The organism is Pseudomonas bubulae (genome assembly GCF_037023725.1).
GTDB classification, from domain to species: domain Bacteria; phylum Pseudomonadota; class Gammaproteobacteria; order Pseudomonadales; family Pseudomonadaceae; genus Aquipseudomonas; species Aquipseudomonas bubulae.
In genome coordinates this window covers 2917507-2934733 of sequence record NZ_CP146077.1, presented here as the reverse complement: position 1 = coordinate 2934733, position 17227 = coordinate 2917507, and the positions used below count along the sequence as shown (strand labels likewise).

The following is a 17227-nucleotide window of genomic DNA, read 5'->3' as shown; positions in this document are numbered from 1 at the left end:
CAGTTGATCAAGAAGACGAAGAACTCGAAAAAAACCTGAATCCCCAGCGCAATTATTTTCTGGCAATGATCTCCTGGCTGCCATCTGCGCGGGTTTTGATAGCCACCGGGAGGATCTGCGGCAACGCCTCGAGCAGGGCATCGGTGTCATCGGTTTTGAATACGCTGGAAAGCCGCATTTGCGCCAGCGCTGGGGTGCTGACGTGCAGCGGCTTGTCGCGATAGCGCGAGACCTCGGCGGCCACCTCGCCCAGACTGGCATCTTCAAATACCAGTTGCCCCTTGCGCCAGGCCGTCAGCGCCCCGGTATTAACTGCCTGCGCGGCCGCTACATGGCCCCGGGCATCGACCACGGTACCCAATCCGGCAGTCAGGTTGACCTGTGCATCCGGATTGCCTCCCTGGACCCGCACATGCCCTGATTCCACCGCAACCCGCGTCTGCTCGGCTTCGCGCAGCACATCAAAACGGGTACCGGTCACCGTTACCCTGCCGGCCCCGGCCTGCACCACAAATGGCCGCTCCGGATCATGGGCCACACTGAACATGGCTTCGCCCTGCTCCAGTTCAACATTGCGCTGCTCACGCGCAAAGCTGACGCGCACACGGCTGCGACCATTGAGTTCAATGCTCGAGCCATCAGGCAAATCAAGGGTGCGGTGCTCTCCCAACACCGTGGCAAATTCGGCGTGATAACCCGCCGACGACTGCAGTTGCATCCATACACCCGCCCCCGCCGCCACGGCCACAATACCTGCGGCCAGCCCGCAAGCCAGTAACGAAAGGCGTGTCGGCTTCGCCACCGGCACTTCACACAGCGCCCGCATGCGGGCCCGGGGCAAGAGATCGGCGGCTGACCACAGGCTGGCCAGCCACTGATACTCCGCCTCATGGCTGGCATGCTGCGTACGCCAGGCTTCAAACTCGGCCTGCTCGCACGCACCCAGGGTTTGTGCTTGCACGCGGGTAAACCAGGTGGCCGCCGCATCACGCACGTTGGCGCTGCCACAGGTACAGTCTCGTGTATCCATCCTGCAATCCTTTACCGATGTCATCACGGCGCCTCCACCCGTTCACGCAGATGGCGCAGGGTGCGGATCATATACTTTTCCACCATGTTCCTGGACAGCCCCAGGCGTTCGGCAATCTCGGCCTGGGTCAGGCCTTCGATTTTCTGCCAGACGAAAACCTTGCGACAATTGAGCGGCAGTTCCTGCAAAGCCCTTTCGACCGACTCAGCCAACTGGATAGCGCGCATATACTGCTCCGGATCGCCGGTTTGCGACGAACTTGGGGGAACGGCAGCCAGCTCCTTGGCGTCGCGTAACTCCTGGCGGCGAAAACCGTCCACCGCAATATTGCGTGCAGTCTGATGCAAATAGGCGCGTGGCTGCTCAACCGCATCCGGGTTGGATTCAAGCACGCGGACAAAGGTGTCATGGGCCAGGTCTTGCGCCTGCTGCCGATTGCGCAGGCGCCGGGTCCAGGTGCCGATCAACTCTTCGTAGTGTTCAAAGAAGCCCGTTCTACGGGGCACTTTCTGAGTCATCGCACAGGACTGCACAGGTGGGGCGCGAATAGTAATGCTTCCTATTAGAGCCAGCAATCACCCGGATGACAGAAGGTCTTCGCACTACATTTCGGCCTTGGCCAGCAAACGCCTCTCAACCGCTGTAACACCGCTGAAACCGTAACGCCATGCAGTTGACAGGCCCACCAGCCCCATCAGCGCACAAAACCCCAGGCACACCCAGGGACTCCATGGCATCAGCGCGATCAGCAGCAACGGCGTGGTACTGGCCCAAAGCGCATAGGCGATATTATAGGTAAAGGAAATCCCCGAAACCCGGATCGGGGCCGGGAACAGTCCGACCATCACCGACGGCACCACCCCGACAATCCCGCAGGTCAAGCCGGCGAACGCATAGGCCAGGCCGGGCAAAACCCACTCCCCGACCAGGCTGGCATACAACACGCCAATGCCCAGCGGCAGTAGCAGACTGTACAGTGCGATGCTGCGCCATACGCCGATACGGTCAACGATTAACCCGGCCAGCACACAGCCTATATTCAAAAATACGATACCCAGGCTGCTCAACGCAAAGGTATGGCTGGCAGTCATGCCGAAGCGCTGCTGCATCACGGTCGGCGTGATAACCACAAACACCACAACGGCACTGGTGAGCACGCAGGTCAGCAGCGCTGCCGGCAGCAATGAAGCCCGGTGCTCGCGCAATACTGTGCGCAAGGGGAACTCGGCCCGGCCCTCTTTACGTTCACGCAGGGCCAGAAACACCGGCGTTTCACTGAGCCAACGGCGCAACCACACGCCAATCACGCCGAACACGCCACCGAGCAGGAACGGAAAGCGCCAGGCGTAATCGAGGATTTCTGCCGGGGTAAACAGCTGTGCCAGCAGTGTGGCGGTCAAGGCCCCGATCAAGTAACCAAAAGTCAGCCCGGCCTGCAAAAAACCAAGGGCAAAGCCGCGGCGACCGGCCGGCGCATGTTCGGCCACAAACACCCAGGCACTGGGCACTTCGCCACCGACCGCTGCGCCCTGCAGGATGCGCAGGGCCAGCAGGATCAGCGGGGCGAAGTAACCGATTTCGGCGTAAGTGGGCATGATGCCGATCAGCAGGCAGGGCAGCGCCATCATCAGGATGCTCAGGCTGAATACCCGTTTGCGCCCCAGGTGATCGGCAAAATGCGCCATCAGAATCCCGCCCAGCGGACGCGCCAGATAGCCGGTCACAAAAATCCCGAAGCTTTGCAGCAGACGCAGCCATTCGGGCATGTCCGGGGGAAAAAACAGCTGGCTGAGGGTCAGGGCAAAGAACACGAAAATGATAAAATCGTAGATCTCCAGCGCCCCGCCCAGGGCAGCAAGGCCCAGGGTTCTGTAGTCGGAACGGGAAAAACGCACCGTTGTGGCTTGGGTATCGGCAGACATAAATAGGCTCAATATGAACGGGGCACGCCTATATTGGCGTTTGCGGTCGAAGGCGCGAGCATAGCAAAACCTGTGGGCAATCACTCATTACCTGCGGGAGCTGGCTTGCCTGCGATGCCGTCACTGCGGTTTGCCGGGATAACTTGGTCGATGCGCCCGCTCCCACCAGAATCTGCAAGCAGCTAGCCCTGCCACCCCCCACCCAGCGCCGCAAACACATCCACCAGGGACAACGAGACCTGCGCAGTGCTGTCCACCAGCGCCGCTTCGTTGGCCAGCAACGCGTTTTGCACCGTGAGTACGTTGAGAAAGTCCACCGTACCCTGGGCATATTGCTGGTGCACGCTGTCCAGCGCCCGCTGGCTATGCATCACCGCCTGCTGCAGGCTGTCGCGCCGGCGCTGGCTGGCCTGATACGCCACCAGCGTATCGTCCACCTCATGCCAGGCGCGCAATACGGTTTGCTGGTAGGCAATGCCCGCCTCCTGCTGGCGCCCTTCCTGCAACTGCAAGGCCCCCTGCAAACGCCCGCCCTCGAACACCGGTACGCTCAAGCCCGGGCCGAATGCAAAATTGCGCGAGCCCCAACTGCCCAGATCCGACAGCTGCGTGGCTTGAAAACCGATACTGCCGGACAGGGTAATCCGCGGATAGAAGTCCGCCTCGGCCATGCCGATCGCTGCAGTGGCTGCATGCAATCGGGCCTCGGCACGACGAATATCGGGCCGCCGTTGCGCCAATTCGCTGGGCAGACCGATCGGCACATCGGCGCCATAGGCCGGCACCCCTGCCGCTGCGCTCAATTGCGCCTGCAAGGCTCTTGGCTCGCGGGCCAGCAGCAAGCCGAGAGCATTGATCAACTGTGCACTGCGTTGCTGCAAGGGGGCCTGACGTGCTTCGATCTCGGCCACTTGGGCGCCAGCTTCAGACACCTGCAAATCCGTAGCCACGCCCTCCCGCAGCTGCAACCGGGTCAGTTGCAGGCTGCGGCGGGCGATTTGCAGGTTTTGCTCCACCACGGCCAATGCCTGCTGAGTGCCGCGCAACTGAATATAGTGCTGCGCGGTCTGCACAATCACCAACAGTTGCACCGCGTTGCGGTCCTGCACCGCCACTTGTACCGAGGCATCAGCCGCTTCCACCGAACGCTTGACCCGGCCCCAGAGGTCAGCCTCCCAACTGAACCCAAGGCCACCATTCCACAGGTTGAAAGCCTGCTTGCCACTGTGCCCGGAAGGGTCACTCAAACCTTTCTGGCTGTTACGGCTCCGACTGTAAGCCGCCGTTGCACCGACCTCGGGCAAGGTGTCGGCGTTGATCTGACGGCGGATAGCCAGGCTTTGTTGCAAGCGGCTTGCAGCCAGTTGCACATCAAAGTTGCGCTGCTGCGCCTCGCGCACCAGCGCCGACAATTGCCTGTCGCCGAAACGGTCCCACCAGTGCAGGTCCACCGCTGTTTGCAGCGCATGGTTGTGCCCCGCCTCAGTGGGTACCGACGCCCAGTTCGCAGGCAACTTGGGCACGGGAGCCTTGAAGTCCGGGCCGACCACGCAACCACTCAGGCTCAGTACGCTGTAACAGGCCACAGCCAGGGCCACTGCAGTTTTGTTCATCGAGTGCTGACCTGCTGATCGTGAGCCATTGCCGTGTCGATGGAGGCATCCACCGACATCCCCAGGCGCAATTGGCTGGCCAGTAACTGCCCGTGATCCAGAGTGACTTTCACCGCAATACGTTGCGCCACTTTGGTGAAGTTGCCCGTGGCGTTATCCGGGGCAATCGCCGAGAACGTCACCCCCGTGGCCGGGGCGATGCTGTCCACGGTGCCTTGCAGGGTCTGCCCCGGAAAACTGTCGACCTTGATCGTCACACGCTGCCCTGCCTGCATGTTGGTGAGCTGGTGCTCGAGAAAGTTGGCCACCACATAGGCGTCGGCCAGCGGCACCACCGCCAGCACGGTGTCGCCGGGTTTGACGTAAGCGCCAAGGCGCACACTGCGACGCCCCACCACACCGTCAAACGGTGCCAGCAGTTGTGTATGCGACAAGTCCAGATCGGCCCGTGCCAGTAAGGCCTCGGCATACTGCACCGAGGCTTGCGCGGCCGTAGCCCGGGCGGCCAGTACCCGGGTTTGCTGGCGAGCAGCTTCCAGTGCAGCCTTGTGCTGTGCCAACTCGGCACGCGCGGTGAGCGAACGGTTTTTCGCCTGCTGGGAGTTCTGCAGCGTGCCTGCGCCCTGCCCGGCCAGATGCTGATAACGCTGCAACTCATGCTCGGCAAATTCGACCTGCGCCAGATCCGCATCGACCGTGGCCTTGGCCTGCTCGATCAACGATCGCTGGCGCTCCAGCATCGCCAGGGCATTGACCCGTTGTGCCTGTGCCGTCGCCACGCTGGCTTGCGCAGCCTGCACGGCAGCGCGGTAGTCCTGCGGATCGATCCGCGCCAGCAACTGACCGGCCTTGACCGGCTGGTTATCCTGCACCAGCACCTCGTCGATAAACCCCGCCACTTTTGGCGCAATCAAGGTGTAATCGGCGCTGACAAAGGCATCATTGGTGTTCTGCACGGTGCCCGTGGCAAAGACCAACCGCCACAACCCGTACAGCACGATCACTGCCAACGCGACTGCGCCGACCAGAACCCAGGGCTTGCGCCCGTTTGTTGTACTCATTTCACAACTCCAGCAGCTGTGCCCGGCGCGTAGATCCGCGTGGGGCCAAAAGGAATTAACACAATCAGAAAAAGCGCCAGGACGGCCATGTACAGATAAAGATCGGAACTGGTCAGCACCACGGCCTGCTGATGAACCCGGCGCGCCAGGTCTGTGCCGGAATTGACCAGCGGCGAGTTGCCCAGCCGATCGAGCAACATGGTTGAGTGGTAGTGCTCGCGATTGAGCGTCAGCACCCCCAGCACACTGCTTGCTGCCACCGCCGAAAACCCTTTGACGGTGTTGAACCAGGCCGATGCAAACGGGCCATCCGCCGGGTTCAGGCCGCCGGTGGCGAGCATCAGCAGAGGAATCACTGCCATGGGCTGGGCGATGATCTGTATCGCCTGCAAGCTGTAAAAATTTTCCCGGTTCCACACCGAGGTAACTTGCGAACCGATGCCGCAGGCCAGCGCCAGCAACCCCAGACCAATGGCCAGCACCCAGCGACAATCGACCCAGCGCAGATTGCACAACGCAACGACCAGTGGCAGCGCAATCAATTGCGGCAAGGCCACCAGCAACATCACCGGCGCGGTTTCGAGGGGGCGATAGCCCTGCACCTGAGCGAGGTAACTGGACGGAATCTTGATCACTGCCAGCAACACAAACAACACCCCGCCCAGCGTCAACAATGCATGGGCAAGATTGCGGATTTTCAGCAGTTGCAGCTTGAAAAACGGCAGCGGATGGGACCACTCATTGATAAAGAACAGCACCATCAGGGCCGTGCCGGCGACGATAAAAAAACGGATCATCGGCGACTCGAACCAGTTCAGGCGCTGACCCAGCTCCAGCGCCAGTACCAGCATGATCAACCCCGGCAAACCCAGGAGCAGGCCGCGCCAGTCAAACTGCTTGAAACGCTCCAGACGCAACGGGTCTTGCGGCAAGCCCCAGGCCACGCAGGCCATCGACAACAGGCCCAGGGGGATGATTTGCCAGAACGCCCATTGCCACCCGGCGTACTCCACCCACCAGGCCGATAACGGCGTGCCGAAGCTGGGCCCGAAAGTGGCCGTCAGCGCATAACTGCCCAGGCCATACAGGCGAATGCCCGGCGGCAGGAAGCGCAACGCCACTGACATCAACATCGGCGGCAAGGCCCCACCGGCAAAGCCTTGCAAGGTGCGCAGCAGCATCAGCGCATCAACATTCGGGGCCAGAGGGCAAAGAATGCCCAACAGTAAAAAGGCGCCGATGGCACACAGGGTAAAACGGCGCAGGGAAAAGGTGGCTGCACACCACGGCGCAAAGGCCATGGCACTGATGGACGTGGCCGAATACACCGCCAGCAGCCAGGTGCTTTCGTCATAACCGATACCCATCGCCCCGCGGATATCGGGCATGGCCACCTTGGTGACATTCTCGTTGAACCCCGACACCAGCACGGCGAGCAAAACGCCCAGCAGACCGGTAAAAATCCGCAGGCCAAACGCCGCACTGCTGGCCGGGGCCGGGGCGGGAGCCACGGCACCCGCAACCAGCGCCGTCACAGCGCAGCTCCAGGCGCCAGACTGCGCCCATGGTCAAACCGCCAATACATGGCTGACTCCGTCGTCTTGATAGATGACAGAAAGTTTAATCAGCCGGCATAGCTATAAAAATTGATAAATAACTAACTGTGGAGTGCGTCAGACGCAACCATTATAATGTTGACTCCCTCCCTGTAGCAGCTGCCGAAGGAACGAGGCAGCTGCAGGAACACTGCAACTGTGGGAGCGAGCCTGCTCGCGAAGGTCGTTCGCGAGCAGGCTCGCTCCCACAATAGGGCTTGACCTGCAACAGAGTATCTACAGAGGTTGCGGTCAAATCACCGCGTTGTCGCAAAAGGTCTTGAGGGTACGACGCAGCCAGCGGTGGGCATGGTCGTTGTCCAGCCGCGGATGCCAGGCCTGGACGATATCCACCGGCTGCAGGGTGATCGGCAGCTCGAACGGGCGCAGTTTGAGGCCCAGTGGCTCCAGGTTTTTGAGCAGCACCTGGGGCATCAGCGGCAGGATCAGATCCTCCCCTGCCAGGGCAAAAATCGCCGAGTAGAACGTCGGCGTGGTAAACGACACCCGACGCTCCAGCCCCAGTTCGGCCAGCAGCGCATCAATCGGCCCGCGGGCATGGCCCCTGCGGGACACACTGATGTGGTCAAAACCGGCAAAGCGCCGGGCCGTAACAGGCTCATCGAAAATCGGATGCCCTTCCCGTGCCAACCCCACAAACGGACAGGTAAACAGCCTCTGGACCTTGATATCCGGGCTGAAGCGGTTAGTGGCGCAGATAGTCAGGTCAATGCGACCTTCATTCAGTGCCTCGTCATCAGTAAAACCCTCAGGTACCACCCGCAACGTAGCCTTGGGCATCTCCAGGGCCATTTGCTGGCGCAGTGCTGCGCCATACACACCAAAAAACACGTCATTGGCGCGAATGCTGAACGTACGCTCCAGCTCACGCAAATCACTGTTCTGGCTCTGGGTGAACACCCCGTGCGCCAGCTCCACCACACCGCGCACCTGTTCACGCAACTCCAGTGCACGGGGCGTGGGCACCAGGCCACGCCCTGAACGCACCAGAATGGGGTCGTTCAATACCTCGCGAATCCGGGTCAGGGTGCGGCTCATGGCCGGGGCACTCAGATTCATGCGTCGGGCAGCACCCACCACAGAGCCCTCTTCGAGCAAGACATTCAAGGTAACCAGTAGATTCAAGTCAGGTATTTGCATGGAGCAAAGGGTATCGGCTAACGCTCCCCCTGCCTAGCCAACCAGCAATGCACCATTGTTGCGCAGCAGGTAAAACAGTTTCGCTCACTCTTAGCTAGCTAACTAAGAGTGGCATTGATACATTGCCGCTCGTCAGGTTTGCGCCTGACGCTCTCTTTGGTTGAGATTTTTGGCCATTACCGGATCCCCATGATGGTAATGGCCTTTTTTACGCCTGCCGCTTTTCCTGCCCCACGATAGAGCCATCCCCAGTGGTGGACCCGCCAGACCTGAACTACGCTGCCAGCCCAATCCACTACAGCAATTGGGGACTTTATGCGGCTGGGTAAAAAGATTTCGAATCTGGAACAGTTGGTCTGCAAAAATTACCGCTGGATCCACGCCACCCGCATCAGCCTGGCGTTCCTGATTACCTTTGTTGTCATCCGCTTCTTCAAGCTCGACGGCGCCTCCTATGCCCTGATCACCATGCTCATTGTCATGGGACCACAGCCCTACTGGGGCAACGTATTCTCCCGGGCCCTGCAGCGTACCGGCGGCACAGTACTGGGCGCGCTGTCCGGGCTGGTGGCGCTGTATCTCGAGATGCACTCTTTTAGCCTGATGCTGCTCTGGTGCGCGGTGATGATGTTTATTGCCGGCTACCTGACCCTGGGCAAACACCCCTATATGGCCCTGCTGATCGGAGCAACCCTGGCGGTGGTCAGCTGCGCCCCGCCCAATGACATGGAGTCGGCACTCACCCGCAGCGGCTATGTGCTGGCAGGTTCTTTGTTGGCCATGCTCTACACCAGCATTTACCCACAGCGGGCCTATACCGACCTGCGGATCAAGTTCAGCGAGAGCCTGGGCAAGATCAATACCCTGTACTCGCAATACTTCTCCCCGCGAATCCCCGAACGCCCCAATCTGGATGATCAACTGAAGAACGAACTGGACGCGGTCATCAAGTTGCGCAACTACATCACCCCTGCCAGCAACGAAAGCAACCTCAAGCCACAAGTGTTCGAGTCCCTGCAAACCCTGCACCGCAACCTGCTGGCCACCATGAGCCTGATGATCGATGCGTATTGGTCATCACGGGAAAGCCACCTGCTGATCGAAAGCGAGCCCGCCTTGAACGGTCTGCACCAGTTGATCCCGCAAGCGCTCGAATCGCTGCAGAACAAGCTGTGTATGGGCATTTCCAACAACCAGATCAGCGGCGAACTGCGCCAGAAAGCCCACGATCTCAAGGAGCTTGTGCTCAAGAGCCTGGACGGCAAGATCACCGAGACACCCTTTTATGCCTATGTCTGGCTAAGCCTGGAGATGCTCAGGCAATTGACCGAACTCAATGACCAGTTGCATGCCGCGCTGTACCACTGCGGCCATCGGCATTTGTTTAAAAACGACAAGTTGCCCGACGAAAAATAACGTAACACCCACAGCAAAAAGTTACATCCGACTCATTTAGATGACTTATCGCACTAAAGATGAAGAATCTTCGTACATAAACATGGAATTTTCAGCGATTAACGACGCTTAAACCACAAACTCAAAACATATAACAAATTGTTTTATAAGAAGTTTTTAACAAAACCTTGGATTTCATATCGTGTCAACAACCTCTGACCCGCACGCCTGCAACACCTGGCCTGCCTGAAATTATGGTCTAGGCTCTGCTCGCACCCGTATTAATGGATTTGAACGGTTGAGCTTATGAAACGACAACAGGCATTAAAAAAACCCACTCACTCGTCAACCCGCCTTCACACGTACCCATCGTGTGGAGTGTTTTGCATGCGCGCACGCCTGAGCGGCACTCCAGAACGTTAATTCTTACCGCACTGTAGATAGGAGGGCTTATGCAGCTCACCCCCAGAGAAGTCGAAAAGCTGATGGTTTACACCCTGTCGGACGTCGCATTCCGGCGCAAGGCTCGCGGCTTGAAATTGAACTATCCAGAGGCTGTTTCAATTATCACCGTGACCGCCCTGGAAGGCGCACGCGATGGCAAGTCGGTTGAGGATGTGATGACCGAGGCCAGCAAAGTACTCACCAAGGATGACGTGATGGAAGGCGTCAGCGACCTTATTCCCAACGTTCAGGTTGAAGCGATTTTCACCGACGGCAGTCGTCTGGTCACGGTCCACGACCCGATCAAGTAACCGTCTGCTTTAAACCCGGTAAACGCAAAACTTTCACGTTTTGAGGAATCAGTCATGAGCACCAAAGAGACAGCAGGCCCGCACCAGGATACTCACCCGAACCACAGCATCCCCCACGCCAAGAACCCCGGTGGCGTCAGCAAGGGCAATGAAGCCGATGTGCCTCTGGGCGGCACGATTTACGCCAGCACGCCCATCACCTTTAACGAAGACCGCCCCGTCACCAAGGTAAAGGTGCGCAACACCGGTGACCGTCCGATCCAGATCGGCTCGCACTTTCACTTCTTTGAAGTCAACCGTGCCCTGGAATTCGACCGCGCCGCCGCCTTTGGCAAGCGCCTGAACATCACGGCCACCACAGCCATCCGCTTCGAGCCGGGCGACGAAATCGAAGTGCCGTTGATCCCCTACGGTGGCAAGCAAACGCTTTACGGCTTCAACAACCTGGTCGATGGCTGGGTACCGGACAAGCTCACCAGCAACCATGAGCGCCCGGAAAAACTGCAGGCCATCCAGCGCGCAGTCGATCGCGGCTTCAAGTTCTCCGAGCCGGCCAAGCCGTCCAAGCCCGTCAACGACAAGTAACCACGCATTCTCATACTTTGCACTCGCGCCGTTGAACCATTGACGCTCGCGCGGCATTAGAAAAGGAGCCACCGATGCCAACCATTTCACGCAAAGAATACGCAGGCCTGTTCGGCCCAACCACGGGCGACAAAATCCGCCTGGGTGACACCAACCTGTTTGTCGAGATTGAAAAGGACCTGCGCGGTTACGGTGAAGAATCCGTTTACGGCGGCGGCAAATCCCTGCGCGACGGCATGGGCGCCGACAATACCCTGACCCGTGACAACGGCGTACTGGACCTGGTTATCACCAACGTCACCATCATCGACGCGATCCAGGGCGTAATCAAAGCCGACGTGGGTATCCGTGACGGCAAGATCGTCGGGATCGGCAAAAGCGGCAACCCGGGCATCATGAGCGGCGTGACTCCCGGCCTGGTCGTGGGTGTGAGCACCGACGCCATCTCCGGCGAGCACCTGATCCTGACTGCAGCCGGGATCGACACCCACATTCACTTGATCTCGCCGCAGCAGGCTTACCACGGGCTGTCCAACGGCATCACCACCTTCTTCGGCGGCGGTATCGGCCCTACCGATGGCACCAACGGCACCACCGTGACTGCCGGCCCCTGGAACATCCGCCAGATGCTGCGTTCGCTCGAAGGGCTGCCGATCAACGTCGGCATGCTGGGCAAGGGCAACTCTTTTGGCCGCGAGCCGCTGGCCGAACAGATCATCGCCGGTGTCGCCGGGCTCAAGGTTCACGAAGACTGGGGCGCAACCTCAAACGCACTGCGCCATGCGCTGCGTACCGCCGACGAGATGGACGTGCAGGTGTCGGTGCACACTGACAGCTTGAACGAATGTGGCTACGTCGAAGACACCATTGATGCTTTCGAAGGTCGCACCATTCACACCTTCCACACGGAAGGCGCCGGTGGTGGTCACGCCCCCGACATCATCAAGGTGGCCAGCCAGAGCAACGTGCTGCCAAGCTCGACCAACCCGACCCTGCCCTACGGCGTCAACAGCCAGGCCGAGCTGTTCGACATGATCATGGTCTGCCACAACCTCAACCCGAACGTGCCGGCTGACGTGTCGTTTGCTGAAAGCCGCGTACGCCCGGAAACCATTGCCGCCGAAAACGTGCTGCAGGACATGGGCGTGATCTCCATGTTTTCCAGTGACTCCCAGGCCATGGGCCGGGTCGGTGAAAACTGGCTGCGGGTGATGCAAACCGCCCATGCGATGAAAGTGTCACGTGGCAAACTGCCGGAAGACAGCGCCGATAACGACAACTTCCGGGTGCTGCGTTACGTGGCCAAGATCACCATCAACCCGGCACTGGCCCAGGGTATCAGCCATGTGCTGGGCTCGGTGGAAGTCGGCAAGATGGCCGACCTGGTGCTGTGGGATCCGCGCTTCTTCGGGGCCAAACCGAAAATGGTGATCAAGGGCGGCATGATCAACTGGGCCGCCATGGGTGACCCGAACGCCTCTCTGCCAACCCCGCAGCCGGTGTTCTACCGTCCGATGTTCGGTGCCTTCGGCAAGTCCCTGCAAGACACCTGCGTGACCTTCGTGTCGCAAGCGGCGCTGGAAGACGGCGTGAAAGAAAAGGCCGGGCTGGAGCGTCAGGTCATGGCGGTGCGCGGTTGCCGCACCGTGTCCAAAAAGGACCTGGTGCGCAATGACCAGACCCCGCATATCGATGTTGATCCGGAAACTTTCGCGGTAAAAGTCGACGGCGTACACGCCACGTGCAAGCCCATCGATGTGGCCACCATGAACCAGCGTTATTTCTTTGGCTAATGCCTGAACGGGCCGCTACCGGGGGCACCTGCACCCGGTAGCACGCGCCCGGCACATGATTCAGGGAAGGAGTTTGCGACGTGATTTTGATTGAACACATACTCGGCAACGCCAAGAAAGACCCGCACTGGCAACACAAACTCGAAGGCGCCAAGGTTGACCTGCTGGTGCTCGACCAGCGTGAAGCGCAAAAAAGTCGCTGCCGGCGCACCAGCCTCGGCGGTCTTGACCTGGGCATTTCGCTGGAACGTAACGTGGTGCTCTCGGACGGCGATGTGCTGCTCTGGGATGAAGGCTCCAACACCGCCGTAGTGGTGCAACTGAACCTGCGCGACGTGATGGTCATCGATCTCAAGGAGCTGAAAAAACAGCCCCTGGACGTGCTGATCAAAACCAGCTTCGAGCTCGGCCATGCCCTCGGCAACCAGCACTGGAAAGCCGTGACCAAAAACAACGAGGTCTATATCCCGCTCACCGTCGAAACCAAAATGATGGACTCGGTGATGCGCACCCACGGCTTTCAACACCTGCCGTACGCTTTTGTTGGCGGCGCCGAAATCCTGCCGCTGCTGACCACATCCGAGGCGCGCCTGCTGTTTGGCGGTGCCGAAGAAACCGACACCCATGTTCACGTGGCCAGCCCGCAAGACAAGCTGGACGCTGCCGCCCTGAAGATCCAGGGCGTGCACAGCCATGACGCACACAGTCACAGTCACGACAACGGCCATACGTTTCACAGCCATAAGCACTGAACCCGGCAAGAAGGCGCATAGATGAACGCATCAGATCTAATTCGCATCATGCAGTTTGGCGATTCCGTATTGCCGGTCGGTGCCTTTTCGTTCTCCAACGGCGTGGAATCGGCCATTCAAAAAGGCATCGTCCACGATGTCCCGACCCTGAAGGGTTTTGTGCTCACCGCCCTCAAGCAGGCGGCCAGCTGTGACGGCATGGGCGTGGTCGCTGCGCACCGGGCTGCCGTGGCAGAAGACCGCGACGGCATTTTACGCGCCGACTGGGCGGTGAATAACCGCAAGCTCAATGAAGAAAGCCGGTTGATGGCCACGCGCATGGGCAAAAAACTGGCGGAAATGTCGATCCATGTCGTCGAAAAACCGCTGGTGCGCTGGTGGCTTGAACAGATCAAGGCCGGCAACGCGGCAGGCACCTACCCCGTCACCCAGGCCGTGGTGATGTCGACCCAGGGCATCGGTGCCCGTGAGGTCGTGGTGATGCACCAGTACGGCGTGGCCATGACCATCCTCAGCGCGGCCATGCGCCTGATGCGGGTCACGCACCTGGACACCCAGCACATCCTGTTCGAACTCAACCACGACATTGAAGCGTTCTGCGATATCGCCGAAGTCGGCGATATCGAGCAGATGTCCTCCTATGTCCCGATAGTCGATGTGCTCGCCGCCGTGCACGTCAAGGCACATGTACGGCTATTCATGAACTGACACCCCGGGCTGCGTCGGCATGTGTCGACGCAGCTTCCGCTCCCCTATCTGGTAAGGAAATAACCGTGAAAAAGATTACTCGTATTGGTATTGGCGGCCCGGTCGGTTCAGGTAAAACCGCGATCATCGAAGTGATCACTCCGATCCTGATCAACCGTGGCTACAAGCCCTTGATCATCACCAACGATATCGTCACCACCGAAGATGCCAAACAGGTCAAACGTACCCTCAAGGGTATCCTCGATGAAGACAAGATCCTCGGTGTGGAAACGGGTGCCTGCCCGCACACCGCCGTGCGTGAAGACCCGAGTATGAACATTGCCGCGGTCGAGGAAATGGAAGAGAAGTTCCCCGACAGCGACCTGATCATGATCGAGAGCGGCGGCGACAACCTGACCCTGACCTTCAGTCCGGCCCTGGCCGACTTTTATATCTACGTGATCGACGTCGCCGAAGGCGAGAAAATCCCGCGCAAAAATGGCCCGGGGCTGGTGCAGGCCGATATCCTGATCATCAACAAGATCGACCTCGCCCCCTACGTTGGCGCCAGCCTTGATGTGATGGAAAGCGACACCAAAGTGGTACGCGGCAACCGCCCGTATATCCTCACCAACTGCAAGACCGGTCAGGGCATTGAAGAACTGGTGGACATGATCGAGCACATGTTCCTGTTCGCACAAAAACCGGCGGTCAAAAGCGGGGTCAGTGCATGACAGCGCAGAGCCAGATCGTGAACAACCCGTCACGGCTACGCGCTCACTCACTCGGCATTGATGCGCCGGAGCTGTCGCAGTACCAGGACGAACCGGCGCAAATGCACAGCGGTGCCGTGGGTAAAAGCGGCTACCTGCGCCTGGGTTTTGAAAAGCGCGGTAACCGCAGCGTGCTGGCGGACATGGAGCGCCGCGTACCATCGCTGGTGCAACGGGCCTTGTATTGGGACGAGGAAATGCCCGAGCTGCCCTGTGTGACCATGATTTCAACTTCGGGCTGCGTGCTGCAGGGCGACCGCCTGGCCACAGATGTCAACGTGGGGGTGGGTGCCTGCGGGCACGTCACCACCCAGTCGGCGACCAAAGTGCATTCGATGAATGCCAACTACGCCTCGCAAATCCAGCACTTCACGATCGAAGAAGGCGGCTACCTGGAGTTTATGCCCGACCCGCTGATCCCCCATCGCAATGCACGGTTTATCACCGACACGCAAATCAGGATCCACCCCACGGCGACGGCCATCTACTGCGAAATCCTGATGTCGGGGCGCAAGTATCATCATGTGGATGAGCGTTTCGGCTTTGACGTGTACTCCTCCCGGGTGCGCGCCGAGAACCTCGAGGGTCGCGAGCTGTTTGTCGAGAAGTACATTCTTGAGCCAAAAAAAGAGAGCCTGGACGCCATTGGCGTGATGCAGACCTTCGATGTGTTCGGCAACGTGGTATTGCTCACGCCCAGGGAGCATCACGACCGGATTGTCGAGCGCATCCCGGCGCTGTTTGACATGCAGGCCGGGCTGGCCAGCGGGGTGACCCGCCTGCCCAACGACTGCGGGCTGATATTCAAGGTGCTGGGCAACGACAGTGGCGAGGTCAAGGCGCAAATCCGCGAGTTCTGGAAGGTGGCCCGCGAAGAAATCCTGGGCGTGACCCTGCAACCGGCGTTTTTGTGGAAGTAGCTGTGTAGCAGCTGCCGAAGGAACGAGGCTGCGTCCGGCGGCGCAGCCGTCGTAATTCCTGAGGACAGGGTTTGACTGGCACACCGCAGTGCCTGATTTTGCGACGGCTGCGCCGCCGAACGCAGCCTCGTTCCTTCGGCAGCTGCTACGCAAGCTGATCCTGGCCAAATGCTCAATTGGGAGAGTCAATATGGAAGCTGCATCCAAGTGGTCGAAAATCGTGGATGGCAACGTCGTACTTGAGTTTGTCGACGTCACCCTGCGTGGTTGTGCTCAGGTCATGTTCCAGAATAACCCGCTGACCGGGCTACTGTTTTTTGCCGCCATTTTTGTCGGCGCGTTTGGCGAAGGCAACCCGGCCATGGCCTTCGGCAGTGTGCTGGGCACGGTCGTGGCAACCCTTACCGGTATGCACCTCAAGGACCGCACTTCCTGGAAGGCCGGCCTCTATGGCTATAACGGCTGCCTGGTCGGCGCTGCCCTGCCTACCTTCCTCGCTGTCACACCCATCCTGTGGCTGTGCATTATCCTCGGCAGTGTGGTCTCGGTAATCGTCACCATCTGCATCGCCGATATTCTGAAGACCTGGAAAGTCGCCGCCCTCACGGCGCCCTTCGTGCTGGTGACCTGGACCATGCTGCTGGCCAGCTATGCCTTTGGCGGCCTGAACACCAGCGCCCTGCCCGTGCCCAACCTGCCCCATGATCTGGTCGCGTACAACACCAGCCTGTTCGATGGTATCGACCTGTTCAAGAGCACGTTCTACGGGATCTCCGAAGTGTTCTTGATCAGCACGGTGATCGGCAGCGTGCTGTTTCTCGCCGGGTTGGCGGTGTCATCGTTGTGGGCCGCGGTGTTCGGCCTGCTGGGCTCGCTGCTGGCGGTGCTGGTGGCCGTGGTGCTGCAAGCCGAACACGCCAGCATCAATAACGGCCTGTATGCCTTCAGCGCCGTGCTGACTGCCATCGCCCTGGGTTCGACCTTCAACAAGCCCAGCTGGCGCGTGTTGATCTACACCCTGATTGGCGTGGTTTTCACTGTATTTGTGCAAGGCGCCTTGAATACAGTACTGGCCCCGGTTGGCATCCCGACATTGACCATGCCCTTTGTACTGGCTTCCTGGCTGTTTCTGGTGCCCAACAAAGACGTCATGCCGGCCCACCGTCAATAATTTCGATCCCTTTG

The 17227-nt window shown here is 59.6% G+C and carries 15 protein-coding genes and 1 pseudogene; 9 read left to right on the top strand and 7 right to left on the bottom strand.

Annotation, left to right across the window (positions count from 1 at the left end; all coding sequences use genetic code 11):
* Window positions 1-52 precede the first annotated feature (52 nt).
* From V6L81_RS13565 to V6L81_RS13535, 7 genes are all read right to left on the bottom strand, one after another.
* Entirely contained in the window at window positions 53-1030 is a 978-nt protein-coding gene (locus V6L81_RS13565) for a FecR family protein (protein WP_338660032.1), read from the bottom strand.
* 23 nt (window positions 1031-1053) lie between these two features.
* On the bottom strand, window positions 1054-1548 hold the full coding sequence (locus tag V6L81_RS13560) for a sigma-70 family RNA polymerase sigma factor (protein ID WP_095000470.1): 495 nt from the start codon (window positions 1546-1548) through the stop codon (window positions 1054-1056).
* An 84-nt stretch (window positions 1549-1632) separates the two neighbouring features.
* Window positions 1633-2952 carry an MFS transporter gene (locus V6L81_RS13555; RefSeq protein WP_095018075.1) on the bottom strand — a complete coding sequence of 440 codons (1320 nt, stop codon included), beginning with the start codon at window positions 2950-2952 and terminating at the stop codon, window positions 1633-1635.
* Between the two features lie 182 nt (window positions 2953-3134).
* Complete coding sequence (locus V6L81_RS13550) at window positions 3135-4565, bottom strand: efflux transporter outer membrane subunit (RefSeq protein ID WP_338660031.1); 1431 nt, start codon at window positions 4563-4565, stop codon at window positions 3135-3137.
* Entirely contained in the window at window positions 4562-5626 is a 1065-nt protein-coding gene (locus V6L81_RS13545) for an HlyD family secretion protein (protein ID WP_095000473.1), read from the bottom strand. The genes V6L81_RS13550 and V6L81_RS13545 overlap by 4 nt, the downstream gene beginning before the upstream one ends.
* A complete protein-coding gene (locus V6L81_RS13540) occupies window positions 5623-7161 on the bottom strand; it encodes an MFS transporter (RefSeq protein ID WP_130871580.1) in 1539 nt (512 codons plus the stop codon). Before V6L81_RS13540 ends, V6L81_RS13545 begins: the two co-directional genes overlap by 4 nt.
* A gap of 312 nt (window positions 7162-7473) precedes the next feature.
* Entirely contained in the window at window positions 7474-8382 is a 909-nt protein-coding gene (locus tag V6L81_RS13535; protein WP_095023544.1) for a LysR family transcriptional regulator, read from the bottom strand.
* Window positions 8383-8697: 315 nt separating this feature from the next.
* Here V6L81_RS13535 and V6L81_RS13530 point away from each other — a divergent pair, with 315 nt between their 5' ends.
* From V6L81_RS13530 to yut, 9 genes and pseudogenes are all read left to right on the top strand, one after another.
* Window positions 8698-9798, top strand: a complete 1101-nt coding sequence (locus V6L81_RS13530; protein ID WP_095000476.1) for an FUSC family protein — start codon at window positions 8698-8700, stop codon at window positions 9796-9798.
* A gap of 431 nt (window positions 9799-10229) precedes the next feature.
* Window positions 10230-10532, top strand: a complete 303-nt coding sequence (locus V6L81_RS13525; RefSeq protein ID WP_016781195.1) for an urease subunit gamma — start codon at window positions 10230-10232, stop codon at window positions 10530-10532.
* A gap of 159 nt (window positions 10533-10691) precedes the next feature.
* Window positions 10692-10988, top strand: a pseudogene (locus V6L81_RS24205) (urease subunit beta); the annotation flags it as partial.
* 203 nt (window positions 10989-11191) lie between these two features.
* The gene (locus V6L81_RS13515; protein ID WP_095000477.1) at window positions 11192-12910 is read left to right on the top strand and encodes an urease subunit alpha; all 1719 of its coding nucleotides are present in this window, start codon (window positions 11192-11194) and stop codon (window positions 12908-12910) included.
* 80 nt (window positions 12911-12990) lie between these two features.
* Window positions 12991-13662: a hypothetical protein gene (gene ureE, locus V6L81_RS13510; RefSeq protein WP_095018078.1), complete on the top strand. Its 672-nt coding sequence runs from the start codon at window positions 12991-12993 to the stop codon at window positions 13660-13662.
* Window positions 13663-13683: 21 nt separating this feature from the next.
* Window positions 13684-14370, top strand: coding sequence for an urease accessory protein UreF (locus V6L81_RS13505; protein ID WP_095000479.1), 687 nt, complete (start codon window positions 13684-13686; stop codon window positions 14368-14370).
* Between the two features lie 65 nt (window positions 14371-14435).
* Complete coding sequence (ureG, locus tag V6L81_RS13500; protein WP_016781201.1) at window positions 14436-15083, top strand: urease accessory protein UreG; 648 nt, start codon at window positions 14436-14438, stop codon at window positions 15081-15083.
* Entirely contained in the window at window positions 15080-16042 is a 963-nt protein-coding gene (locus tag V6L81_RS13495; RefSeq protein WP_095000480.1) for an urease accessory protein UreD, read from the top strand. The genes ureG and V6L81_RS13495 overlap by 4 nt, the downstream gene beginning before the upstream one ends.
* 190 nt (window positions 16043-16232) lie before the next feature.
* Window positions 16233-17213, top strand: coding sequence for an urea transporter (gene yut / locus V6L81_RS13490; RefSeq protein WP_338660030.1), 981 nt, complete (start codon window positions 16233-16235; stop codon window positions 17211-17213).
* Window positions 17214-17227: the final 14 nt, after the last annotated feature.

Excerpts from the sequence above, each read along its gene's own strand:
- V6L81_RS13565 (WP_338660032.1), bottom strand. The coding sequence starts at position 1,030 with ATGGATACACGAGACTGTACCTGTGGCAGCGCCAACGTGCGTGATGCG.
- V6L81_RS13560 (WP_095000470.1), bottom strand. The coding sequence starts at position 1,548 with ATGACTCAGAAAGTGCCCCGTAGAACGGGCTTCTTTGAACACTACGAA.
- V6L81_RS13555 (WP_095018075.1), bottom strand. The coding sequence starts at position 2,952 with ATGTCTGCCGATACCCAAGCCACAACGGTGCGTTTTTCCCGTTCCGAC.
- V6L81_RS13550 (WP_338660031.1), bottom strand. The coding sequence starts at position 4,565 with ATGAACAAAACTGCAGTGGCCCTGGCTGTGGCCTGTTACAGCGTACTG.
- V6L81_RS13545 (WP_095000473.1), bottom strand. The coding sequence starts at position 5,626 with ATGAGTACAACAAACGGGCGCAAGCCCTGGGTTCTGGTCGGCGCAGTC.
- V6L81_RS13535 (WP_095023544.1), bottom strand. The coding sequence starts at position 8,382 with ATGCAAATACCTGACTTGAATCTACTGGTTACCTTGAATGTCTTGCTC.
- V6L81_RS13530 (WP_095000476.1), top strand. The coding sequence starts at position 8,698 with ATGCGGCTGGGTAAAAAGATTTCGAATCTGGAACAGTTGGTCTGCAAA.
- V6L81_RS13525 (WP_016781195.1), top strand. The coding sequence starts at position 10,230 with ATGCAGCTCACCCCCAGAGAAGTCGAAAAGCTGATGGTTTACACCCTG.
- V6L81_RS13515 (WP_095000477.1), top strand. The coding sequence starts at position 11,192 with ATGCCAACCATTTCACGCAAAGAATACGCAGGCCTGTTCGGCCCAACC.
- V6L81_RS13505 (WP_095000479.1), top strand. The coding sequence starts at position 13,684 with ATGAACGCATCAGATCTAATTCGCATCATGCAGTTTGGCGATTCCGTA.
- V6L81_RS13495 (WP_095000480.1), top strand. The coding sequence starts at position 15,080 with ATGACAGCGCAGAGCCAGATCGTGAACAACCCGTCACGGCTACGCGCT.
- yut (WP_338660030.1), top strand. The coding sequence starts at position 16,233 with ATGGAAGCTGCATCCAAGTGGTCGAAAATCGTGGATGGCAACGTCGTA.